The sequence below is a fragment of the Rathayibacter sp. SW19 genome, assembly GCF_030866825.1.
Classification (GTDB): Bacteria; Actinomycetota; Actinomycetes; order Actinomycetales; family Microbacteriaceae; genus Rathayibacter_A; species Rathayibacter_A soli.
Genome location: NZ_CP133020.1, coordinates 738,004 through 758,010, shown reverse-complemented (window position 1 = coordinate 758,010; position 20,007 = coordinate 738,004). Strand labels below are relative to the sequence as shown.

Sequence of the window (20,007 nt, the reverse complement as noted above, 5' to 3'; positions counted from 1 at the left end):
TGTTGAGATAGAGCCATGGCCCGCGTCTCGGAGCGTTTCTCGCCAGCCACGCGCGCGTGGTTCGACGGGGCGTTCACCGCGCCGACCGAAGCGCAAGTCGGGGCGTGGGATGCCATCTCCCGCGGTTCGCACACGCTCGTCGTCGCCCCGACGGGGTCAGGCAAGACCCTCGCCGCGTTCCTCTGGGCGATCGACCGCCTCGCCACGACTCCGCCCCCACTCGCTGGTCGAGAAACGCCAACCACAACCACCCCACCCCTCGCTGGTCGAGTAACGCCCACCGCAGACACCCCCGCTGGTCGAGTAGCGTCCAGGGCTGACACCCCCGCTGGTCGAGTAGCCCGCGAGCGCAGCGAGCAGGCGTATCGAGACCCCCGCCCCCCGCTCCCCTCTGCACCCACCACCCGTGTCCTCTATATCTCGCCCTTGAAGGCGCTCGGCGTCGACGTCGAGCGCAACCTGCGCGCGCCGCTCGTCGGCATCACACAGACGGCGAAGCGGCTCGGCGCTGATCCGCCGCAGGTCACAGTCGGTGTGCGGTCGGGAGACACCCCCGCGAACGAGCGACGAGCACTCGTGAAGACGCCGCCGGACATCCTGATCACGACGCCGGAGTCGCTGTTTCTCATGCTCACCTCCGCCGCGCGTGAGTCGTTGCGCGGTGTCGAGACGGTGATCGTCGACGAGATCCACGCCGTGGCTGCGACCAAACGCGGTGCACACCTGGCGGTCTCGCTCGAGCGGCTTGATGCCCTGCTTGCGCGCCCCGCGCAACGGATCGGGCTCTCCGCGACCGTGCGACCGCCCGAAGAAGTCGCACGTTTTCTCGGTGGTCGTGCCACCGTGACCATCGTCGCGCCGACCTCACACAAACGCTTCGACCTGAGCGTGGTCGTGCCGCTCGACGACATGAGCGAGCTCGGCTCGGCGTCGCAAGACGGCGCATCCGCTGCCGGTGCACCGCAGAACGGGTCGATCTGGCCACATGTCGAATCGGCGATCGTCGACCGCATTCTGGAGCACACGTCGACGATCGTGTTCGCGAACTCGCGCCGCCTGGCCGAGCGCTTGACGGCACGCCTGAACGAGATCTACGACGAGCGACTCTCTGAAGCGCGTGACGAGCCATCGCCCGGTGGTCGAGTAGCGAGCGCCAGTTACGGTGGTCTAGTAGCGAGCGCCAGTTACGGTGGTCGAGTAGCGAGCGCCAGCGAGCGTATCGAGACCCGTATCGAGACCCGTATCGACACCCCCGCCGGTACCGGACCCGAGACCGCACTCCTCGGGAAGCGCCCGCCGGCCGAGATGATGGGCGGCTCCGGCCAAACCCGGGGCCTGCGCGCGGCATCCGCACCGACGGCAACGCTCGACGCGCTGGGCGGTGAGCCGCTTCCGGCCGACCGAGTCCTCGCCCGCGCACATCACGGCTCCGTCTCAAAGGAGCAGCGGGCCGGCATCGAGGACGACCTCAAGACCGGCCGGCTGCGCTGCGTCGTCGCCACCAGCAGTCTCGAGCTGGGCATCGACATGGGCGAGGTCGATCTGGTGATCCAGGTCGAAGCGCCGCCGTCGGTCGCGGGCGGGCTGCAGCGCGTCGGCCGCGCGGGCCATCAGGTGGGCGAAGTTTCTCGCGGCATCGTCTTCCCGAAACACCGTGCGGACCTGATCCATTGTGCGGTGACCAGCGAACGGATGGTCGCCGGGCTGATCGAGCAGCTGTCCGTGCCGACCAATCCGCTCGATATCCTCGCCCAACAAACCGTCGCCGCGTGCGCACTCGAGCCGATCGACATCGACGAATGGTTCGACACCGTGCGCCGCAGCGCTCCGTTCGCCGCGCTGCCCCGCAGTGCCTACGAGGCAACACTCGATCTGCTCGCGGGCCGCTACCCGTCAGACGAGTTCGCCGAACTGCGACCGCGCATCGTTTGGGACCGCGATCGCGGCACCCTGACCGGGCGACCCGGAGCGCAGCGTCTCGCCGTCACCAGCGGCGGCACCATCCCCGATCGCGGGCTGTTCGGCGTCTACATGATGACCGGCGAGTCGAATGGCTCGAGGCCCGGCTCAGGCTCGAGCACCGGCGGCCCTTCGGCAAGCTCAGGGGACAGTCGCCGCGTAGCGACGGGTCGCCGGGTCGGCGAACTCGATGAGGAGATGGTCTACGAGTCGCGGGTCGGCGACGTGTTCGCTCTCGGGGCGACGAGCTGGCGCATCCAGGAGATAACTCACGACCGAGTGCTCGTCACGCCCGCGTTCGGCGAGCCCGGCCGCCTACCCTTCTGGAAGGGTGATGGAATCGGCAGGCCCGCTGAGTTGGGGCGCGCGATCGGGGCGTTTGTGCGGGAGTTGAGCGGGGCATCCCCGACGGATGCGACGGCGCGCTGCACCGACGCCGGTCTCGACGAGCGCGCCACCCGCAATCTGCTCGCATACTTAGCCGAGCAGAGAGCTGCGACCGCACACATACCGACCGACCGCACGCTTGTTGCCGAGCGCTTTCGAGACGAGCTCGGGGACTGGCGACTTGTACTGCATTCCCCGTACGGCATGCAAGTGCACGCACCGTGGGCGCTCGCGGTCGGCACTCGCGTGCGCGAACGATTCGGCATCGACGGGGCGGTCATCGCCAGCGACGACGGAATCATCGTGCGCATCCCGGACACCGAGTCCGAGCCGCCGAGCGCGGAACTCTTCGTGTTCGAGGCCGATGAACTCGACGCGTTGGTCACCGAGGAGGTCGGTGGGTCCGCCCTGTTCGCAGCCCGCTTCCGCGAGTGCGCTGCTCGTGCGCTGCTGCTGCCGAAATACAACCCCGGCAAGCGGTCACCACTGTGGCAGCAGCGCCAGAAAGCATCACAACTGCTGGATGTCGCGCGCAAGTTCCCGACCTTCCCCATCATCCTCGAGACAGTGCGCGAGTGCCTGCAAGATGTCTACGATCTGCCGGCCCTCACGAAGCTAGCGCGCCGGATCGCGAGCCGCGACATCCGCATCGTCGAAACGGCAACCGACTCCGCGAGTCCGTTCGCACGTTCTTTATTGTTCGGATATGTCGCATCGTTCATGTATGAGGGTGACAGCCCGCTCGCCGAGCGCAGGGCTGCCGCACTGTCGGTAGATGCTTCGCTTCTGGCCGAACTGCTCGGTCGCGCCGAGCTGCGCGAACTGCTCGATCCCGCTGTCATCGAACGCGTCGAGCTGGAGCTGCAACGCCTCGCGCCGGATCGTCGCGTGCATGGTGTGGAGGGCGTCGCCGACCTGCTGCGCCTGCTCGGGCCGCTGACCGCTGCAGAGATCGCCGCGCGTCTGGAACCCCCCGCTGGTCGAGCAGCCCGCGAACTTTCGGTCCCTGAGCGCAAGCCGAAGGGCGAGCAGGCGTATCGAGACCCCGACACGACACCGGCCGCACCCGGCCTCGATACGGTCGCTAGCGCTCCCTACTCGACCAACGAATCCAACCCACTCGGTCTCGATACGGTCGCTAGCGCTCCCTACTCGACCAACGAATCCAACCCACCCGGTCTCGATACGGTCGCTAGCGCTCCCTACTCGACCACCGACACGGCCGATGCCGACGCCCTCGTCAACGCGAAGCGCGCGTTACGCGTCAGCTTCGCCGGCCACGACTGGTACACGGCGATCGAAGACGCGGGCCGACTGCGCGATGCGCTCGGCGTGCCACTACCCATCGGCGTTCCGATCGCCTTCGTCGAACCGGTGCCCGACCCGCTCGGCGACCTGATTGGCCGCTACGCGCGCACCCACGGCCCGTTCACCGCTGCGGAGGCTGCCGCCCGTTTCGGTCTCGGCACCGCGGTTGTCCAGGACACACTGCGCCGCCTCGAGCACGACCGCCGTGTGACAGAGGGCGAGTTCCGGCCGAACGCGACGGGAACCGAGTGGTGCGACAGCGACGTGCTGCGTCGCATCCGTCGTCTGTCGCTGGCCGCACTGCGGCACGAGGTCGAGCCGGTCGACCAGCACACGTTCGGGCGTTTTCTGCCGGCCTGGCAACACGTCGGCGGCACGCTGCGGGGAGTGGATGCCGTCGCATCCGTCATCGAGCAGCTCTCCGGGGTGCGCATTCCCGCGTCAGCGTGGGAGTCGCTCGTGCTCCCGGCCCGCGTCAGCGACTACAGCCCAGCCATGCTCGACGAACTCACGGCAACCGGCGAAGTGATCTGGTCCGGTTCCGGATCGCTCCCCGGCAACGACGGCTGGGTGAGCCTCCATCTGGCGGATGCCGCTCCACTCACGCTGCCGCCACCCACCGACCACGAGACGGACGAACTGCAGCGCGATGTGCTCACCACACTCGGCACCGGCGGCGGCTTCTTCTTCCGGCAGCTTGCTGACGCGGTGGGCTCGCCCGGCAACGACGCGCTGGCTGACGACGCACTCGTCACCGCCCTGTGGGATCTCGTCTGGGCGGGTCTGGTCACCAACGACACGCTCGCGCCGCTGCGCATCCTCACCGGCGGTGCGGGCGCCCACAAACGCCCGCGCACCCCGCCGCGCTCTCGGTTGGCCCGAGGCCGCGGCTACGCGCGCCCGCTCGGGCAGCAACGCCAGGCTCCGCCACTAGCCAGCGGGCGCTGGTCGATCCTCCCCCTCGCCGAAACGGATGCCACGGTGCGCGCCCACGCCACCGCCGAGACTCTGCTGGAGCGTTACGGTGTCGTGACCCGAGGCTCCGTGATGGCCGAGGGCGCTCCGGGCGGCTTCGCGCTCGCCTACCGCGTGCTGAGCCGATTCGAGGAGTCCGCGCGCGCCCGCCGCGGCTACTTCATCGAGGGGCTCGGCGCAGCACAGTTCGCCACCGGTGGCACGGTCGACCGCCTGCGCTCGTTCGTGCGGGATGAAACGCGAGAGCCGGAGTACGAGGCGGTAACGCTCGCTGCAACCGATCCGGCCAATCCGTACGGCGCGGCACTGGCCTGGCCGACGATCGCCGGCAGCGGACCGAACGGCACATCTGACCCGGCCACCGGTCATCGCCCCGGCCGCAAAGCGGGTGCACTCGTCACCCTCGTCGACGGAGCCCTCGTGCTCTATCTCGAGCGCGGCGGCAAGACGGCCCTCACGTTCGGCGACGGGGCCGGCCTCGACGCGGCGGGTCGCTCGATCGGCGCTCTGGTGCGCCGCGGCGGCGTCGACAAGCTCAACGTTGAAACGGTGAACGGCGCATCCGTTCTCAATACGCCGCTGGCCGAGGCACTCGCCAGGGGCGGCTTCACCGAAACGCCGCGCGGCCTCCGAATGCGATCACGCCCATGAGCGCGCGGCCACCACTGCTGATTGAGGAGCGAGGAACGCCCGTCTCGAAGCCACACGCGCGCCGACCGCAGGGCATCCGTCATGCCAGAGGGTGACTCGGTCTACCGTCTGGCCCGCCGCCTCGACGCCGCGCTTGCCGGCGCCATGCTGACCGGATGCGATATCCGGGTTCCTGAGTACGCCACCGTCGACCTGACCGGCGAGCGCATCGACGAAGTGGTCAGCCGGGGCAAGCACATCCTGATCCGCGTCGGAGATCACACGGTTCACAGCCATCTGAAGATGGAGGGGATGTGGCAGCTCTACCGGCCGGGCGAACGCTGGAAACGGCCCGCATTTCAAGCCAGGATCGTGCTGACCACCACCGGGTGGCAGGCTGTCGGCTTCGAGCTCGGCATGCTCGGCGTGCTGCCTCGCGACCGCGAGGTCGCCGTCGTCGGCCATCTGGGTCCTGATCTGCTCGGCCCGGATTGGGATGCCGGTGAGGCGACTCGGCGACTCGCCGCCCACCCGAGTGAATCGATCTCCGTCGCACTGCTCGACCAGCGCAATCTCGCCGGGCTCGGAAATGAATACGTAGCTGAACTCTGCTTTCTCCGCGGGATGCTGCCGACCCGGCTCGTGCGCGACGCAGACCTGCTCAAGACGGTCGCCCTCGCCCATCGCCTGATCGTCGCGAACAAGGACCGGGCCGTTCGCACGACGACCGGCGACCTGCGGCCTGGCAGCACGAGCTGGGTCTATCGCCGCGAGAACCAACCGTGCCGGCGTTGCGGCGCGCGCATCCGCAGAGGCCAGCTGGGCAGCGGCGAGGGCGAGGCCGCGAACCTCACACCGGAGATGGGCCTGCCGGAGACAGTCACCCCCGGGACAGACACCCCCGGGACTGGCACCTCCGGCATGCGCATCGGCGACCGGCAAATTCGCGCGATCTATGTCTGCCCGTTCTGCCAGAGTTAGTCTGCAGACAGCAACGATCACGGCGGCTGCACGGCACGGGTGACCGCGGCGCGCGCAACAGTTTGGTTCCGAGCAGCAGCCTGGTCCGCCATACTGTGCTCAGAAGACCAGGGACGGAGCAATTGATGTCGACACACGTGAATGCGGACAATTTCGTTCGAGCGGAAAACGATCGAATGATGGCCGACTTGAGTCGGGATGCCGGCGGAGTGAACACATTTCTGCATAACCGTCAGCCTGCGGCGATCGATCGGCAGACGGTGATCCGGCTCAATCGTGACACTCTGTACAGTTTCGCTGTAGTAGACATCAGCGCCGGGGCGACGCTTACGCTTCCCGAACACGGTGAACGCTACCTCTCCGCAATGGTGGTGAATCAAGACCATTTCGTCAACGCTACCTATCACGACGCGGGCAAATATGAGTTGACAGTTGCCGAGTTCGGCACGCCCTATGTGGTGGTCGCAATCCGCACGCTAGTTGACCCGGCCGACGCATCAGATATTGCGGCGGTCGCCGTACTTCAGGACCAAATCGCGTTGACCGCTGGATCGTCTGTGCCCTTCGCATATCCGGATTACGACACGAAGAGCTTCGACGCGACACGCAACGCGCTCCTGGCCCTCGCCGCTGAGCTGAGCGGATTCGACAAGATGTTCGGGTCGAGAGACGAAGTCGATCCCGTTCGCCACCTGATCGGAACCGCGGCGGGATGGGGTGGCCTGCCCAGCGCTGAAGCATCCTATGTCGGGGTCAACCCGCAGGTGCCCGAAGGGCGTTACGAATTGACCCTCGCCAATGTTCCCGTCGACGGATTCTGGTCCGTGTCGGTTTACAACCAGGCGGGTTACTTCGAGCCCAATGCGGCCGATTCCTACACGGTAAACGACATCACGGCCGAATCGAATTCCGACGGATCGGTCACTGTGCACTTCGGCGACTTCCCCGACGGCACCCCCAACGCAATCCCGACTCCGGCGGGCTGGAACTTCCTCATTCGCCTTTACCGGCCACGGGAGGAGATCCTCGACGGAAGCTGGCAGGTGCCCGAGCTGACACCGATAGAGTAGCGACCAGCGCACCCGTGCGCGCACACAACTGAGAACCGGAGAACATCATGACCCTGGGCCCCGTCGAGATTCTGACCCTCGTTTTCCCCGGCAACAAGTTCTCCGGCGAGATCATCCCGGAACTGTCCCGGTTGGTGGATACCGAGACAATCACGATCATCGACGGTCTGTTCGTGACCTCAAACGACCGGGGTGAAACGACGTACCTCGAGTTCGACGAGCTAGGCGCCAACAATGACGCCACCGTGCTGAACAGTGTCATCGACCACATCGAGGGTCTCATCTCGGACGAGGACGTCGAGGCGCTCACTTCGGGCCTGCAGCCAGGAGACTCCGCCGCCATCCTGGTGTTCGAGCACACCTGGGCGAAGGGGCTGCGCGAAGCCGTGGTCAATTCCGGAGGCATCCAACGGGACAGCGTTCGGGTGCCAGCATCGGTCGTTGCAGAAGTCACTGCGGCGATTGCCGCCGCCGAATAGCAGTACCACGAACATCACCGCCACGAAGGAGAAACGAATGCTACGACGTATGGGGCGCCCAGGACTCATCGGTACGATGGCTCGCACCGCCGTGATAGCAGGCACCGCGACCGCAGTATCGGGAGGCATCCGGGACAAGCAGCAGGCGGGTGCTCAGCAACACGCAGCAGCAGCCGAGCAGGCAGCAGCAGCGCAACAGGCCGAGATCCAGGCGCAGGTGCAACTTGCCACCGATCAGGCACAGCAAGCGGCGGCACAAGCGGCGGCGGCCGCGGCTGCACCGATTCAGGATGACATGCTGACGCAGCTGGCGAAGCTGGGCCAGATGCACCAGGCCGGCCTGATCAACGACGCGGAATTTACCGCGGCAAAGGCCAAGCTTCTGGGCATTTGAGTCGATAAAGCTGCAGAGTCAGTAGAGCCGCAGCCGCAGCAGCGCGCCGACGGCGGAATGTGGCGCAACGCACGCCTCGCTCATTTTTCAGCCGACGGGAAGTGGTGAAGCGTAAATTAGCAGCGTGAGCAGCAGAGTCGGGCGGATCGCCCTCGTCACCGTCGGGGTACTCGCCGTGATCATTGGTGGAGTATTCGCCGGGCAGGGACTGAACCTGATCCCGGGGAGTTTCATGACCGGCAACCGAATGTGGCTCCTCATCGGGCTGATCGTCGTGGTCGTCGGAATCGTACTCGTGGTGCTCGGCCTTCGCCGACCGAGGAGCGGCCGCGGGAGCAAGTGAGGCTCAGCCCCGGCCGCGCGTCACACCCGGCTGCCCCATTGTCAGACTGACGCCGCGGATTGGCTACGATCGAAGCGGCTGCACGCGCTGCGCGGCATCCGTCGATCGAAAGTTCCCACCGTGACACCACTCCCCCGCGAACTCGCGCTCGCCGTCGACATCGGCGGCACGAAGGTCGACGCCGCCCTCGTCTCAGCGGATGGCGCGCTCCGCACCGCGAGCCGCCACCGCGTCGCGACCGGACCGACGGCCACCCGCGAGCAACTGACGGCCGCCGTCGGTACCGTCGTGACCGCCGCACTCGCGTCGCTGACTCCGGCTGACGCACTGATCGGCGTCGGAATCGGCTCTGCCGGTCCAATCTCGCTGACCGACAATTCGATCTCCCCGCTGAATTTGCCGCAACTGGCCGGATTCCGCGTCAGTGAGTTCGTGCAACGGCTGGTCGGAGATGCCCGGGTGACGCTGCGACTGGACGGCACCTGCATCGCGCTTGCCGAACACTGGCTCGGAGCAACGCGCGGCATCGACAACTCAATGGCGATGGTCGTGTCGACCGGAGTGGGCGGCGGCATCATCCTGGGCGGGCACGTGCTCGCAGGCGACTCCGGCAACGCCGGCCACATCGGCCAGCTGCAGCTGGCAGCGCGGAAAGCGGGCCAGACCAGCGCCGCATCGTCGCTGGAAAACCTCGCTGCGGGCCCGCACACCGTCACGTGGGCGCAGAGCCAAGGCTGGACCGGCGCCACCGGCGAAGATCTCGCCGCGGATTACGCGGCCTGCGTGCCTGTCGCCATCAAGGCGGTGCGCCGGTCGACCACGGCCGTCGGCGAGGCCATCGCCAGCGCGGCAAGTCTGCTCGACCTGCGGCATGTAGCCATCGGTGGCGGCTTCGCCAACGTCGCACCGGACTACATCGAACTTGTGCTCGCCACAATCCACGAGTGTGCCATCCTGGACTATGCGCGCGCCGTAGCCGTCACCCGCTCGGGCCTTTCCGGAGAAGGCCCGCTGATCGGCGCCGGGGCACTGGTCCACCGGCGCGACCTGCTCTGATCTGACCCACTCCGCCGCGACGGGGCCCGGCTCAGCGTGCGCGATCCCGTCCGCGCAACGACACCCTGGGAATAGACTGAGGATTTGAGCGCCTCGCGCGCCCGCCCAAGTATTAAGACGACTGAGCTGCCCCGCTCACTGTGGCGGAACTCAGCCTCAGAAACGAGGTCACATTGAGCATCACTGAGAACGCCCGCGCCGAGTCCGGAATCGCGCAGCGCAACACCGAATACGATCCGAGCGCGCTGCAGTCTGTGTTCGAGAGCCACTTCACCTATGCGGCGGCGTTCGAACGCAACACTCATCGCTACGGCAAACGCACCGCGATCACCGATCCGCCGACCGGCCGCTCCTGGACCTACGCCGAACTCGGTCAGGTGACCGGCAACCTGGTCGCCGGCCTCGCAGCCCGCGGCGTCGGGGTGGGCGACATCATCGCGTATCAGCTCATGAACACGCCCGAGTTCGCGTTCCTGTACGTGGCCGCACAAGGGCTGCGAGCCGTCAGCTCACCGATGAACTTCAGGCTCGCCCCCGCCGAGACCGCGCACATCCTCAACGACTCGAAGCCCGTCGTGTTCGTCTACGACACCGCTGCGCGAGCGGATGTCTCCGCCGCCCTCGGCCTCGCAACTCACGCCCCGCGCATCCTCGCCGGTGTCGGCGCAGGCGAGCTGATCCCCGGATCGATCCACTTCGACGAGTTGCTCGCCGACGACGCGCCGAGCTTCCGCGCACCGGAAGGCGCCAGCGTCTGGGATGAGACGAGCCGCCTGTACACCTCCGGCACGACCGGCATGCCGAAGGCGGTGCCGCTGACAAGCCTGAACGAGGTGCTCACAGCACACGATGTGATCATGCACTTCCCGCTCGCCCCGACCGATAAAACCATGAACATGTCACCGTGGTTCCACCGCGGCGGCAACTACTGCGCGGGGCCGAACACCGCCTTCTTCGTCGGCGCAGAAGTGGTCACGCTGCCGCAGTTCGACGCGGGGCTCGTGCTGGACAGCATCCAGAAGTACAAGTTGACCTACGTCATCGGCGCGCCGACCAACCTGGAGCGGCTTGCGGATGAGCAGGAGGCGCGCCCGCGTGACCTCAGCTCGCTGCGCGGCATGGTCACAATGGGGGCGCCGCTCGATCGGGCCGCCGCGTTGCGCTACCAGAACACGCTGACCAAACGCATCGCGAACGGCTACGGAACCACTGAGGCGTTCTGGAACACCTACCTGCGCCCCGACGACCTTCCGGATGCCGCCGGTGCAGCCGGCCGCGCCTGTCTCGACGACGACGTGGCCGTCGTCAAGGTCTACAAAGACCGCATCGCGGGGCCGGATGACCACGCGGAGAAGAACGGGCACGAGATCGGCGAGGTCATCATGCGCTCGGTGAAGAGCGGGTACGCCTACATGCACAATCCGGATGAGGAGGCGGAGAAGTTCCGCGACGGCTGGGTGTATCCGGGAGATCTCGCCAGCTGGGACGAGAACGAGATTGTCACGATCATCGGCCGCAAAGACGACATGATCATTTCGGGCGGCGAGAACGTGCATCCGGTGCAGGTTGAGGAAGTACTGGCCGGGCATTCGGGGGTTGCCGACAGCATCGTCGTCGGACTTCCGGACGAGGAGTGGGGCGAGGTCGTCGTCGCGTACGTGCAGCCCCGCGCCGGGGCGTTGACGGATGCCGCTGCCGCCGCAATCGAACTTGACGCGTTCTGCAAGTCCAGCGTTTCGCTCGCGCACTACAAGCGGCCGCGGCGGTACACCTTCGTCGAAAGCCTGCCGTACACGGCGACCGGCAAGAAACAGCACTTCGTACTCAAGCAGCAGGCGCCGGCCGATGCTGCTGCCGGAGCCTTCGTCACGCCGTAGCTCGGCAGGTCTCGATACGCGTGCTCGCTGCGCTCACGCGCTACTCGACCACCACACCCCCCGTACCGCTGGTCGAGTAGCGAGGAACGAGCGTATCGAGACCCCCCACCGCTGGTCGAGTAGCGAGGAACGAGCGTATCGAGACCCCCGCAAGCTGACTCACGGGGGTCTCGATTGGCGTGCTCGCTGCGCTCGCGCGCTACTCGACCAACGGGGTGGCGATGCGCCTCACGCAGCCGGGCCGGTTGCCAGGGTGAGGCTCGCACTGTGCGAGGCGCCCGAGGCATCCGTCCAGGTGACTGTCACACTCTGACCGGGCTTGTAACCGCTCAGAGCCTGGGTCAGATCGCTCGCTGAACCGATCGTCGCACCGTTGAGCGCCGTGATCGTGTCGCCGGCCACAATGCCCGCACCCGCGGCAGGCCCTCCGTTGATGACACCGGCAACGGGTGCGCCCGCGACGCTCTGGTCGCTATTCCCGCCGAGCGAATCGGAGCCGCTCTGCGATCCGAAGCCGCCCTGCGACCCAAAGCCGCCTTGCGATCCGAAACCGCCCTGGCCGCTACCGCTGCTTGCACTGGACCCGACCTCGATCCCCAGGAACGCCGGGTATCCGATCGAAACGGTGTCCGAAGCGTTTCCAGACTCGATCTGCTTAGCGATCGTCAATGCACTCGAGATCGGAATCGCGTACCCTTCCGTCTGCGCGGTGCCCGACGATGCCGCCGTGTCGATTCCGACGATTGAACCAGACGCGTTATACAGCGGCCCGCCTGAGTCGCCTGCCTGAATGTCGGCATCCGTCTGAATCAGACCGTTCAGCGTTTCGGATGCCGCGGCCCCCTCCGCCTGCGTCGTGATCGTCTGATCGAGCGCGGTCACTGAGCCCGCAGCCGCGGTCAGCGTCCCCGTTCCGCCCGCGTTGCCGACACCAGTGACCGAGTCACCGGTCTGTACGTTCCCCGAGCTGTCGAGCTTCGCGGTCGTGAGGCCTGAGGCGCCGGACAGTTGCAGCACGGCGACGTCGTCCGTCGCATCCGTGCCGACGACGTTGGCGGTGTAGGTCTTTCCGCTCGAGGCGACCGTGACCGAGATAGACGTGGCACCGGCAACGACGTGGTTGTTGGTCAGGATCTCACCGTTGCTGGTGAGGACCATGCCGGTTCCTGCCGCCTCGGCCTGCTGATACGACAACACCGTGTTGATCAGAACAATGCCGGAGGACTGCGCGGTCGTTGCCGCAACGCCGGAACTCCCGGTCGAGCCGCTGCCGCCGGAGTATCCGAACCCGCTGCCGTTGCCGCCGGATGACAAACCGGAACCCGAACCGCTGCCGGAGGAACCGTTCTGCCCGCCGTAAAGCGCCTGTTCGAATTGGTTGTGATCCTTTTGCGCCTGGCTGGCTGCCGACGCCCTCGCAACCAGCGAGGTGAAGGTCAAGACGCCACCGACCGCGCTGATTCCAACGAGTGCGGCAGTGCACGCACCCAGCGCGACGATCGCACCCCTGCTCAGGTGCTTCTTGGGTGCCATTGCGGCAGCGACCGGCGTGGGCGTAGGCGCACGCCAAGGCTGCTGTGGTGTCGGACCCTGAGGGGTTTCGTTTGAGTCCATGATTGCGTTTCCTTTCCGGACTTCCAAGAGGTGTTGCCAAGTACTGTGATGAAGAAAGCTAACCTCGCGATCCCCCGGAATCGGTGTGCAATATCCATGAACAACCTATGAATCGTGGGCGTTTGCTGAGTGTTTTCTGTATGTAATTCGTCGTATTCGGTCCCGGACGCCGCAGCTGCCCTCACCGACGCAGACGCCCATTGTCAACCGCGAAGGATTCCAGCCATGGACACCCCAGAAGCAGACATCGCCGTGGATGCCCAACTGGTCGCGCGCTTGATTCAGGCACAGCATCCCGACCTGACCGGGCCACTGCGCCTCGTCGCGAACGGCTGGGACAACGCACTCTTCCGTCTCGGCGACACCCTGTGCGTGCGCATTCCCCGGCGCAGCGTGGCAGCCGGACTCGCTCTGAACGAACAGCGTTGGCTGCCTGAATTCGCCCGGCGCGTGAGCGTGCCGATCCCGGTGCCCGTTCGCATCGGGCTGCCCAGTGATCTCTACCCGTGGCCGTGGAGCATCTGTCCGTGGTTCGACGGCATCCCGGCATCGGATGCGTCCGCCAGCGACCGCGCAGCGCTCGCCGACGATCTGGCCGAGTTCATCACGCAACTTCACACGCCCGCGCCGGAAGGGGTGGCGCCGTTCAATCGCGTGCGCGGCGTACCGCTTCCGACTCGATCTCCTGCCGTACTCGACCGTCTAAAAAGTGGGGCGATCCCGCATTCCACCGAATTGCGCGCACTGTGGAACATGCTCTCTGCAGCACCGGCGTGGATCGGACCGACCCTGTGGCTGCACGGCGACCTGCACCCGGCGAATCTGTTGCTCGACGACAACCTGCCCCACAGAGCTGCCACCCGGCAGCACTCATACGCCGCGCAGCCCGCGCAGCCCGCGCAGCCCGAGCGTGGTGGACGCCCCCTGCGCGCCGTGCTTGATTTCGGCGATTTGACGGCCGGAGACCCGGCGACGGATCTCGCTGCAGCGTGGCTCGTCTTCGACGAAGAAGGTCGGGCGGCATTCCGCGCCGGCCTAGCCGAACGCGCAGGTGGCTCGCAATTCGCGCTTGCTTCGCTCGGCGACGACACCTGGGCTCGTGCCCGAGGTTGGGCACTGAGCATGGCGACGGCAATGGCTGCGCACTCCGACGACAATCCGCGGATGGCCGCGGTCGGCGCCCACGCAATCGAGCAGGTACTTCTGGGAGGCTGATGCCCCCAGATTGACAGCAAATTCACTCAAACGAATTAAAGGCACACTGCTACGCTTAATCAATGACCACGTCGCTTGAAGACCAGCACGCGGCACTCGCCTCACGAATTCGCCGCGATGTATTGAGCGCGTTGACAGAAGCACAGGGGCCCCTGGATGCCGCTGCAATCGCTGCCCGCTTCGACGTGCACGTCACCACGGCCCGCTTCCACCTCGAGCAGCTGGAGCACGCCGGGCTTGTGACGCGTTCCACGCAGCACGCGGGCGGGCGAGGTCGCCCGCGCGTCGTGTTCGAGGCGGTTCCCGTTCAACGCAACGATGACGCCTTGCGCCAGCTCAGCGAAGTGCTGGTCGACGCACTGGCACACGACGCGGATGGCGGCAGAAGCCGCGCACGCGAGGCCGGAGAACGGTGGGCATCCGCCTATGCAGATGAAACAGCCGACAAGGATGTCGATGCCGCAGAACCGATCATCCGAATCTTCAACCAGCTGGGCTTCGAACCGGAACTGAGCACGGAGTCAGTGCCAGGGGACGACGGAGCGCAGCGTGTGATCGCGTTGCACGGGTGCCCCTTCCGCGAGCTGGCCACCGAGTATCCCGATGTCGTCTGCTCGGCGCATCGCGGCCTGCTCGAGGGCGCCATCACCCGGCTCGGTCACGATCGCGACGACGCGACCCTGCGACCGTTCGTCGAACCGCAGCTGTGCCAGGTGCGACTGCTCGGCGCCTTGGCGACGCACTGAGCGAAGCAGCGACTCCCATAAAGCCTTCGCCGCAGCGCCCCTCCCCGCAGGGCTTGCCCAAAAGCGCGCTCCCAACAGCGCTTGCCCAACAGCGCGTTCGTCTCGGCCTCGAGCCGAGTCATAGCCAATTAAACCGTAAGATGTTACGTTTAATTAGATCCGCCGAGCGGCACCCGAATCCTGGAGTAGAGGCATGAGCGAGGAACGTTTTACAGTGGTGGCTGCCAGCGGTGAGCTGTTGCTGGGTGCCCTTCCGGTGGAAAGCGGCCGCATCGGTTCGCGGCGCATCCTCAAGGCGCCGGGCGCGCGCATCGTGCGACTGACGCTCGACGCCGGGCAGGTACTGCGCGAACACACTGCCGCCGTGCCGATTCTGATCCAGGTGCTGGCAGGCGACGTGCGCATCGACACAGACGGAACAACCCTCGATCTGCCCTCAGGCGCCATCATGCACCTGGATGCCGGTCTCCCCCACTCGGTCGAGGCGCTCACCCCCGCGCATTTGACGTTGACTCTTCTCGACGGGCACGATGCCGTGAGGCTCCGGCACGGCAGCAGCGCTGGCAGCGCCCACAGGAACGAGCCCCCAAAAACCGGGCACCAGCAGCCCGTGGCGACCAGCGGTGATCCGGTGGAGCACGTGTCACCGGATGCGCCCAGCACGCACGCAGACTCCTCTCCGACGAACATGCTCGTGTTCGCGACGAACGGCGCCGACTCGGCCGCCCTGACCGCGATCACCCGGCACCACGCCGACCTTTCCGGTGCTCTCGCGACGGATGCAGCGCGCTTGCTCGAGGCTGCAGCATCCGGCGATTCAGAGGCGCTACGTGCTGCGCGTGCACAGCTGGTCAGCTGGTGTCATGAGTCTCTTGCGCCACAGCTTTCTGCCGAGGCGGGCGCACTGTACTTAGCCGCAGAGGATGTACCGACAGGCGACGAGCTGGTTCGCACGTTGCGGGCGGACATCGAGCACATCGGCGACCTGTTCGACCGGGTCGCGTGCGAGGAAGAGCCCGCTGCCCTCGCGGCCGTGACGGTCACGTTGCGGGTGGCGGTTGCACGGCACCTGACAACGGAATCGGAGCGTCTGTTACCGCTACTGGCCGGTTCGCGCATCCATTCGCTTGCAAGCCTGTGGCAGGGGCAACTCCCGCAATTGGCCGCGGTTGCAGCCGCCCACTGACTCAGAAAGCCGCGGTGGCCTGCTAATCACCCTGCCCGGATGATGGAGCAGTGTGCGCTTCGGTGAAGACTCTCAGCGCGTGAGGAACGACCTCGTGCGATCTGAGAAAGCTGGTTGACCCATGTCGCTGGACACGACTGAGATTCGGGCGCTCGCCGCCGAAGCATTCACTTACCTCTATCCGATCGTCATCATGGACGTGACGAGGATGCAACTCACCGATGGATCGGCGTCGATCGGGCATAGCCTACCCAACACCTTCGCTCACGTTCCTGTGTTCCCGCCTGCGGATTTCCGAGGTGTCGTACGTCCGAACTTCGACACGCTCTATTCGGTCGCGTGGCTCGACCTGTCGAACGGCCCCCTGATCATTCACGTACCGGATACAGCTGGACGATATTATCTGCTGCCCCTCCTGGACATGTGGACGGATGCTTTCGCCGTGCCAGGCAAGCGAACCACTGGTACGAGTGCGCAGGACTTCGCGATCACCCCTCCGGGCTGGCAGGGCGCTGTGCCCGACGGCATCACCCCGATCGCGGCTCCGACACCGTTCGTATGGGTCATCGGACGTACCCAGACCAACGGGCCGGCGGACTACGACGCCGTGCACGCCGTGCAGTCCGGCTTCTCGATCCGAACGTTGAGCGGCGGCGAACCGTCAACCGATCGGGACAGCACTGCGGCACCCGCCTCCCTCGATCTCAGCAAGGAGCCGCTTCGACTGGTCAATTCGCTCGACGCGCTGCAATTCTTCAGTTACGCCAACCGGTTGCTTGCGATGCATCCTGGGCACGTCACCGATTACTCCGTGCAGGCCCGGATTGCGCGCATCGGCGTCGGGCCATCAGACGCTTTCGATCCATTGCCGCTCGGGGACGGAGCCGTCGACGCATTGAACGCGGGAATCAGAGACGAGCTTGCCCGGTTGACGGCGCTCATCCCTGCAGTGGGCAAGCGCGTCAACGGTTGGGAGATGATCCTCGACACGGTTGGCGTCTATGGCAACTTCTATGCAAAGCGGGCTGTCATCGCGATCGCAGGGCTTGGCGCGAACCCACCCGAAGATGCTGTCTACCCTCTTGCGGTGGCTGATGACCACGGCGATCCTTTCGTCGGCGAGCGAAGCTACCGTCTCCACTTCGAAAAGGCCGAATTGCCTCCGGTCGAAGCGTTCTGGTCCCTCACCATGTACGACGCGGAAGGCTTCCAGGCCGCTAACGAGTTGAATCGGTTCGCAATCGGCGACCGCGATGCCCTCACTTACGCATCAGACGGCTCCCTCGATCTCTACATTCAGCACACGAACCCCGGCCCCGGCAAAGAAAGCAATTGGCTGCCGTCACCTCTCGGGCCCCTCGGCATCACGATGCGGCTCTACGCACCGAAACCGCAGATCCTTAACGGAACCTGGGCGCCGCCGCCCGTCCGCGTGGTCAGCCCGTAAGAAGTCGGCGCAACGGGCCGCCTACCGGCCGGCTGTTCAGTCCTGTTGCGCCAGTCCTGGTGCGTCAGTCCTGGTGCGGGAGCCACGCCTCGGGTGGCGCCGCCCTGCCGGTCTCGTCCAGCCATTGCTGGCCCTGCTGTTGCAGCGCGTTGATCAGCGGAAAAATCTGCTCGGCGGGGATCCGCACCCGCGAACCGACGACGGCGGACAGCACCGCGTGACGCACCTCGCCGGTGTCCGGGTCCGGCACCGGTTGCGGCGGGTTCTTGATCGACAGAAAGTCGAGCACGAAGTTCTGCGGGGTGTGCCAGACGTTCACGAAGTCGGCAAACTTCCCGACCTCCCGATGAGTCGGCACGTCGATTGCGATCTGCACGGGCAGCTGTTTATTCTCGTCGCTCATAGCGACACGGTATCGCGTTCCGCGTCCGGCAGTAGCACGTCCTGACGCGGCGCCGCACCCATGGAGCCCGCACGCCGATCCCGGTAACGCACCAGACGGATCGCGTTCAGGATCACGATCAACACGCTGATCTCGTGCACGAGCATCCCCGTGGCCATGAACACCTGCTGCAGCAGAACGCCGGTCAGCAGCAGCACGACGGTCGCGAGGGCAATAACGGTGTTCTGCTTCATGTTGCGCACCGTCGCCTTGGCCAAGGTGTATGCGTGCACAAGCTGGTCGAACCGGTTGCCCATCAAGATCACGTCCGCCGTTTGAATGGAGACGTCCGTTCCAGCGCCCATTGCGATACCGACATCTGCCGCCGCGATCGCGGGGGCGTCGTTGATGCCATCGCCGATCATGCCCACGCGATGCCCGTCCGCTCGCAGCTCCTGCACCACGCGCACCTTGTCGTGCGGCAGCAGTTCCGCCCCGACGACGTCGATGCCCAATTGGTCGGCGACCAGCTGCGCCGTGTGCCGGTTGTCACCGGTGAGCATGGCGAAGTTCTTCACCCCTCGCGATCTCAGCGCGGTGATAGCCGCTCGTGCACCCGGGCGGATGCTGTCGGCGATCGAGATGAGCCCGGCAAGTTCGCCGTCTACCACCGCAAACACGACGGTGTGGCCGTCGCGCTCTCGCTGTTCGGCGCGGCCGGCGACGACATCGGACATCGCGATTCCCATGCTTGCCAGCACGCGCCGCGTGCCGACCGCGACGAAACGATCGCCTACCTGACCGCGGATGCCACCGCCGGTAATGATCTCAACGTTGCGCGGCTGCAACGGCAACTCCAGATTCTGTCGCCGCGCCTCGTCCACAATGGTGCGGCCGAGTGGATGCTCGGAAGCCAGTTCGAGCTGGGCGCTCAGAGCGAGCACGGTATGGGCAGAATCGCCGCCGGTCGCATGCAGTTCGGTCACCTCCGGGCGCCCTACCGTGAGGGTGCCTGTCTTATCGAGTACCAGCGTGTCGATCTTGGAGAGACGCTCCAACGCCTCGCCGCCCTTCATCAAGACGCCGTGCCGTGCCCCGTTGCCGAGGCCGGCGACCATGGACACCGGGGTCGAGATGACAAGAGCTCCCGGGCACGCGATCACGAGAAAGGTCAGTGCGAACTCCACGTCCCGGGTGACAAGCAGCACGAGTGCGGAGAGCGCGACGATTGTGGGAGTGTAGATGGTCGCAAAGCGATCCAGAAAGCGTTGAGCCCGCGTCTTCGTCTCCTGGGCCTCTTCAACCAGTTCGATGATCTGCGCGAACGTGGTGTCATCGCCGACTTGCTCCGCGAGCACCGTCAGATAGCCGTTGTCGAGGATAGTTCCGCTGTATACCCTGTCTCCGACGCCTTTCGATGCGGGCACGGGTTCGCCGGTGATCGTGGCCTCATCGATGAGTGCGCTGCCGGAGAGGATGGTGCCGTCGACCGCGATTTTGCCGCCGGATTGCACGACCACATGATCGCCCTCGACGATCTCGTCGACCGCGACAGTAACCGCTTCGCCGTGACGGATGACACGAGCCTCCTGTGGCGCCATGTCCACGAGATCACGCAACGAACGCCGTGTCTTCTCGAGTGTGCGAGCCTCCAGCCAGGCTCCGAAAACGAACAGGAACGACACGACGGCCGCTTCCATGTATTCGCCGATGATCAGCGCTCCCACCACCGCAATGGTGACGAGCAGGTCGATGCTGAACACTTTCGCCCGCAACGCCTGCACCGCGCGAATGGCGGTGGGGATCGCGGCGAGCACCGCGGAGGTGAGCAGCGTGGCATCCGAAAGCCCGGTAAGCCCGGTGAGATGGAAGATCAGCGCCAACAGCAAAAGGCTGCCGGTGATAGTCGCGATCCAGGCTCTGGTCCTGCCGCTCATGATGCTCCTTGGCTCGAGGGG

The 20,007-nt window shown here is 66.0% G+C and carries 15 protein-coding genes; 12 read left to right on the top strand and 3 right to left on the bottom strand.

The genetic code is table 11. The features are described from left to right. The first annotated feature begins 15 nt into the window (after positions 1-15). From QU604_RS03550 to QU604_RS03515, 8 genes are all read left to right on the top strand, one after another. The gene (locus QU604_RS03550; RefSeq protein ID WP_308467421.1) at positions 16-5,280 is read left to right on the top strand and encodes an Lhr family ATP-dependent helicase; all 5,265 of its coding nucleotides are present in this window, start codon (positions 16-18) and stop codon (positions 5,278-5,280) included. 81 nt (positions 5,281-5,361) lie between these two features. Continuing rightward, positions 5,362-6,240, top strand: coding sequence for a DNA-formamidopyrimidine glycosylase family protein (locus QU604_RS03545; protein WP_308467420.1), 879 nt, complete (start codon positions 5,362-5,364; stop codon positions 6,238-6,240). Between the two features lie 125 nt (positions 6,241-6,365). Further along, positions 6,366-7,310: a DUF1214 domain-containing protein gene (locus tag QU604_RS03540; RefSeq protein ID WP_308467419.1), complete on the top strand. Its 945-nt coding sequence runs from the start codon at positions 6,366-6,368 to the stop codon at positions 7,308-7,310. A 47-nt stretch (positions 7,311-7,357) separates the two neighbouring features. Next, positions 7,358-7,789 (top strand): DUF6325 family protein, encoded by a 432-nt coding sequence (locus QU604_RS03535; RefSeq protein WP_308467418.1) that lies wholly within the window; start codon positions 7,358-7,360, stop codon positions 7,787-7,789. 37 nt (positions 7,790-7,826) lie between these two features. After that, positions 7,827-8,183 (top strand): SHOCT domain-containing protein, encoded by a 357-nt coding sequence (locus tag QU604_RS03530; RefSeq protein ID WP_308467417.1) that lies wholly within the window; start codon positions 7,827-7,829, stop codon positions 8,181-8,183. A 124-nt stretch (positions 8,184-8,307) separates the two neighbouring features. Then, positions 8,308-8,526, top strand: coding sequence for a hypothetical protein (locus QU604_RS03525; RefSeq protein WP_308467416.1), 219 nt, complete (start codon positions 8,308-8,310; stop codon positions 8,524-8,526). A gap of 120 nt (positions 8,527-8,646) precedes the next feature. Then, positions 8,647-9,582, top strand: coding sequence for an ROK family protein (locus QU604_RS03520; RefSeq protein ID WP_308467415.1), 936 nt, complete (start codon positions 8,647-8,649; stop codon positions 9,580-9,582). A gap of 173 nt (positions 9,583-9,755) precedes the next feature. Further along, positions 9,756-11,459 carry a class I adenylate-forming enzyme family protein gene (locus QU604_RS03515; RefSeq protein ID WP_308467414.1) on the top strand — a complete coding sequence of 568 codons (1,704 nt, stop codon included), beginning with the start codon at positions 9,756-9,758 and terminating at the stop codon, positions 11,457-11,459. A gap of 228 nt (positions 11,460-11,687) precedes the next feature. On the opposite strand, the gene QU604_RS03510 is transcribed toward QU604_RS03515, so the two are convergent. After that, positions 11,688-13,073 (bottom strand): S1C family serine protease, encoded by a 1,386-nt coding sequence (locus QU604_RS03510; protein ID WP_308467413.1) that lies wholly within the window; start codon positions 13,071-13,073, stop codon positions 11,688-11,690. Between the two features lie 225 nt (positions 13,074-13,298). On the opposite strand from QU604_RS03510, the gene QU604_RS03505 reads away from it, so the two are divergent. The 4 genes from QU604_RS03505 (at position 13,299) to QU604_RS03490 (ending at position 17,667) form a co-directional block, all read left to right on the top strand. Next, entirely contained in the window at positions 13,299-14,288 is a 990-nt protein-coding gene (locus QU604_RS03505; RefSeq protein WP_308467412.1) for an aminoglycoside phosphotransferase family protein, read from the top strand. 62 nt (positions 14,289-14,350) lie between these two features. Then, positions 14,351-15,034 carry a helix-turn-helix transcriptional regulator gene (locus tag QU604_RS03500; protein WP_308467411.1) on the top strand — a complete coding sequence of 228 codons (684 nt, stop codon included), beginning with the start codon at positions 14,351-14,353 and terminating at the stop codon, positions 15,032-15,034. A 193-nt stretch (positions 15,035-15,227) separates the two neighbouring features. Continuing rightward, positions 15,228-16,220 (top strand): hemerythrin domain-containing protein, encoded by a 993-nt coding sequence (locus QU604_RS03495; protein ID WP_308467410.1) that lies wholly within the window; start codon positions 15,228-15,230, stop codon positions 16,218-16,220. A gap of 121 nt (positions 16,221-16,341) precedes the next feature. Continuing rightward, entirely contained in the window at positions 16,342-17,667 is a 1,326-nt protein-coding gene (locus tag QU604_RS03490) for a DUF1254 domain-containing protein (RefSeq protein WP_308467409.1), read from the top strand. Positions 17,668-17,731: 64 nt separating this feature from the next. Here QU604_RS03490 and QU604_RS03485 read toward each other — a convergent pair whose 3' ends face one another. Continuing rightward, positions 17,732-18,070, bottom strand: coding sequence for a DUF3467 domain-containing protein (locus tag QU604_RS03485; protein WP_308467408.1), 339 nt, complete (start codon positions 18,068-18,070; stop codon positions 17,732-17,734). Further along, positions 18,067-19,986 carry a heavy metal translocating P-type ATPase gene (locus QU604_RS03480; protein ID WP_308467407.1) on the bottom strand — a complete coding sequence of 640 codons (1,920 nt, stop codon included), beginning with the start codon at positions 19,984-19,986 and terminating at the stop codon, positions 18,067-18,069. Before QU604_RS03480 ends, QU604_RS03485 begins: the two co-directional genes overlap by 4 nt. Between the last annotated feature and the right edge of the window lie 21 nt (positions 19,987-20,007).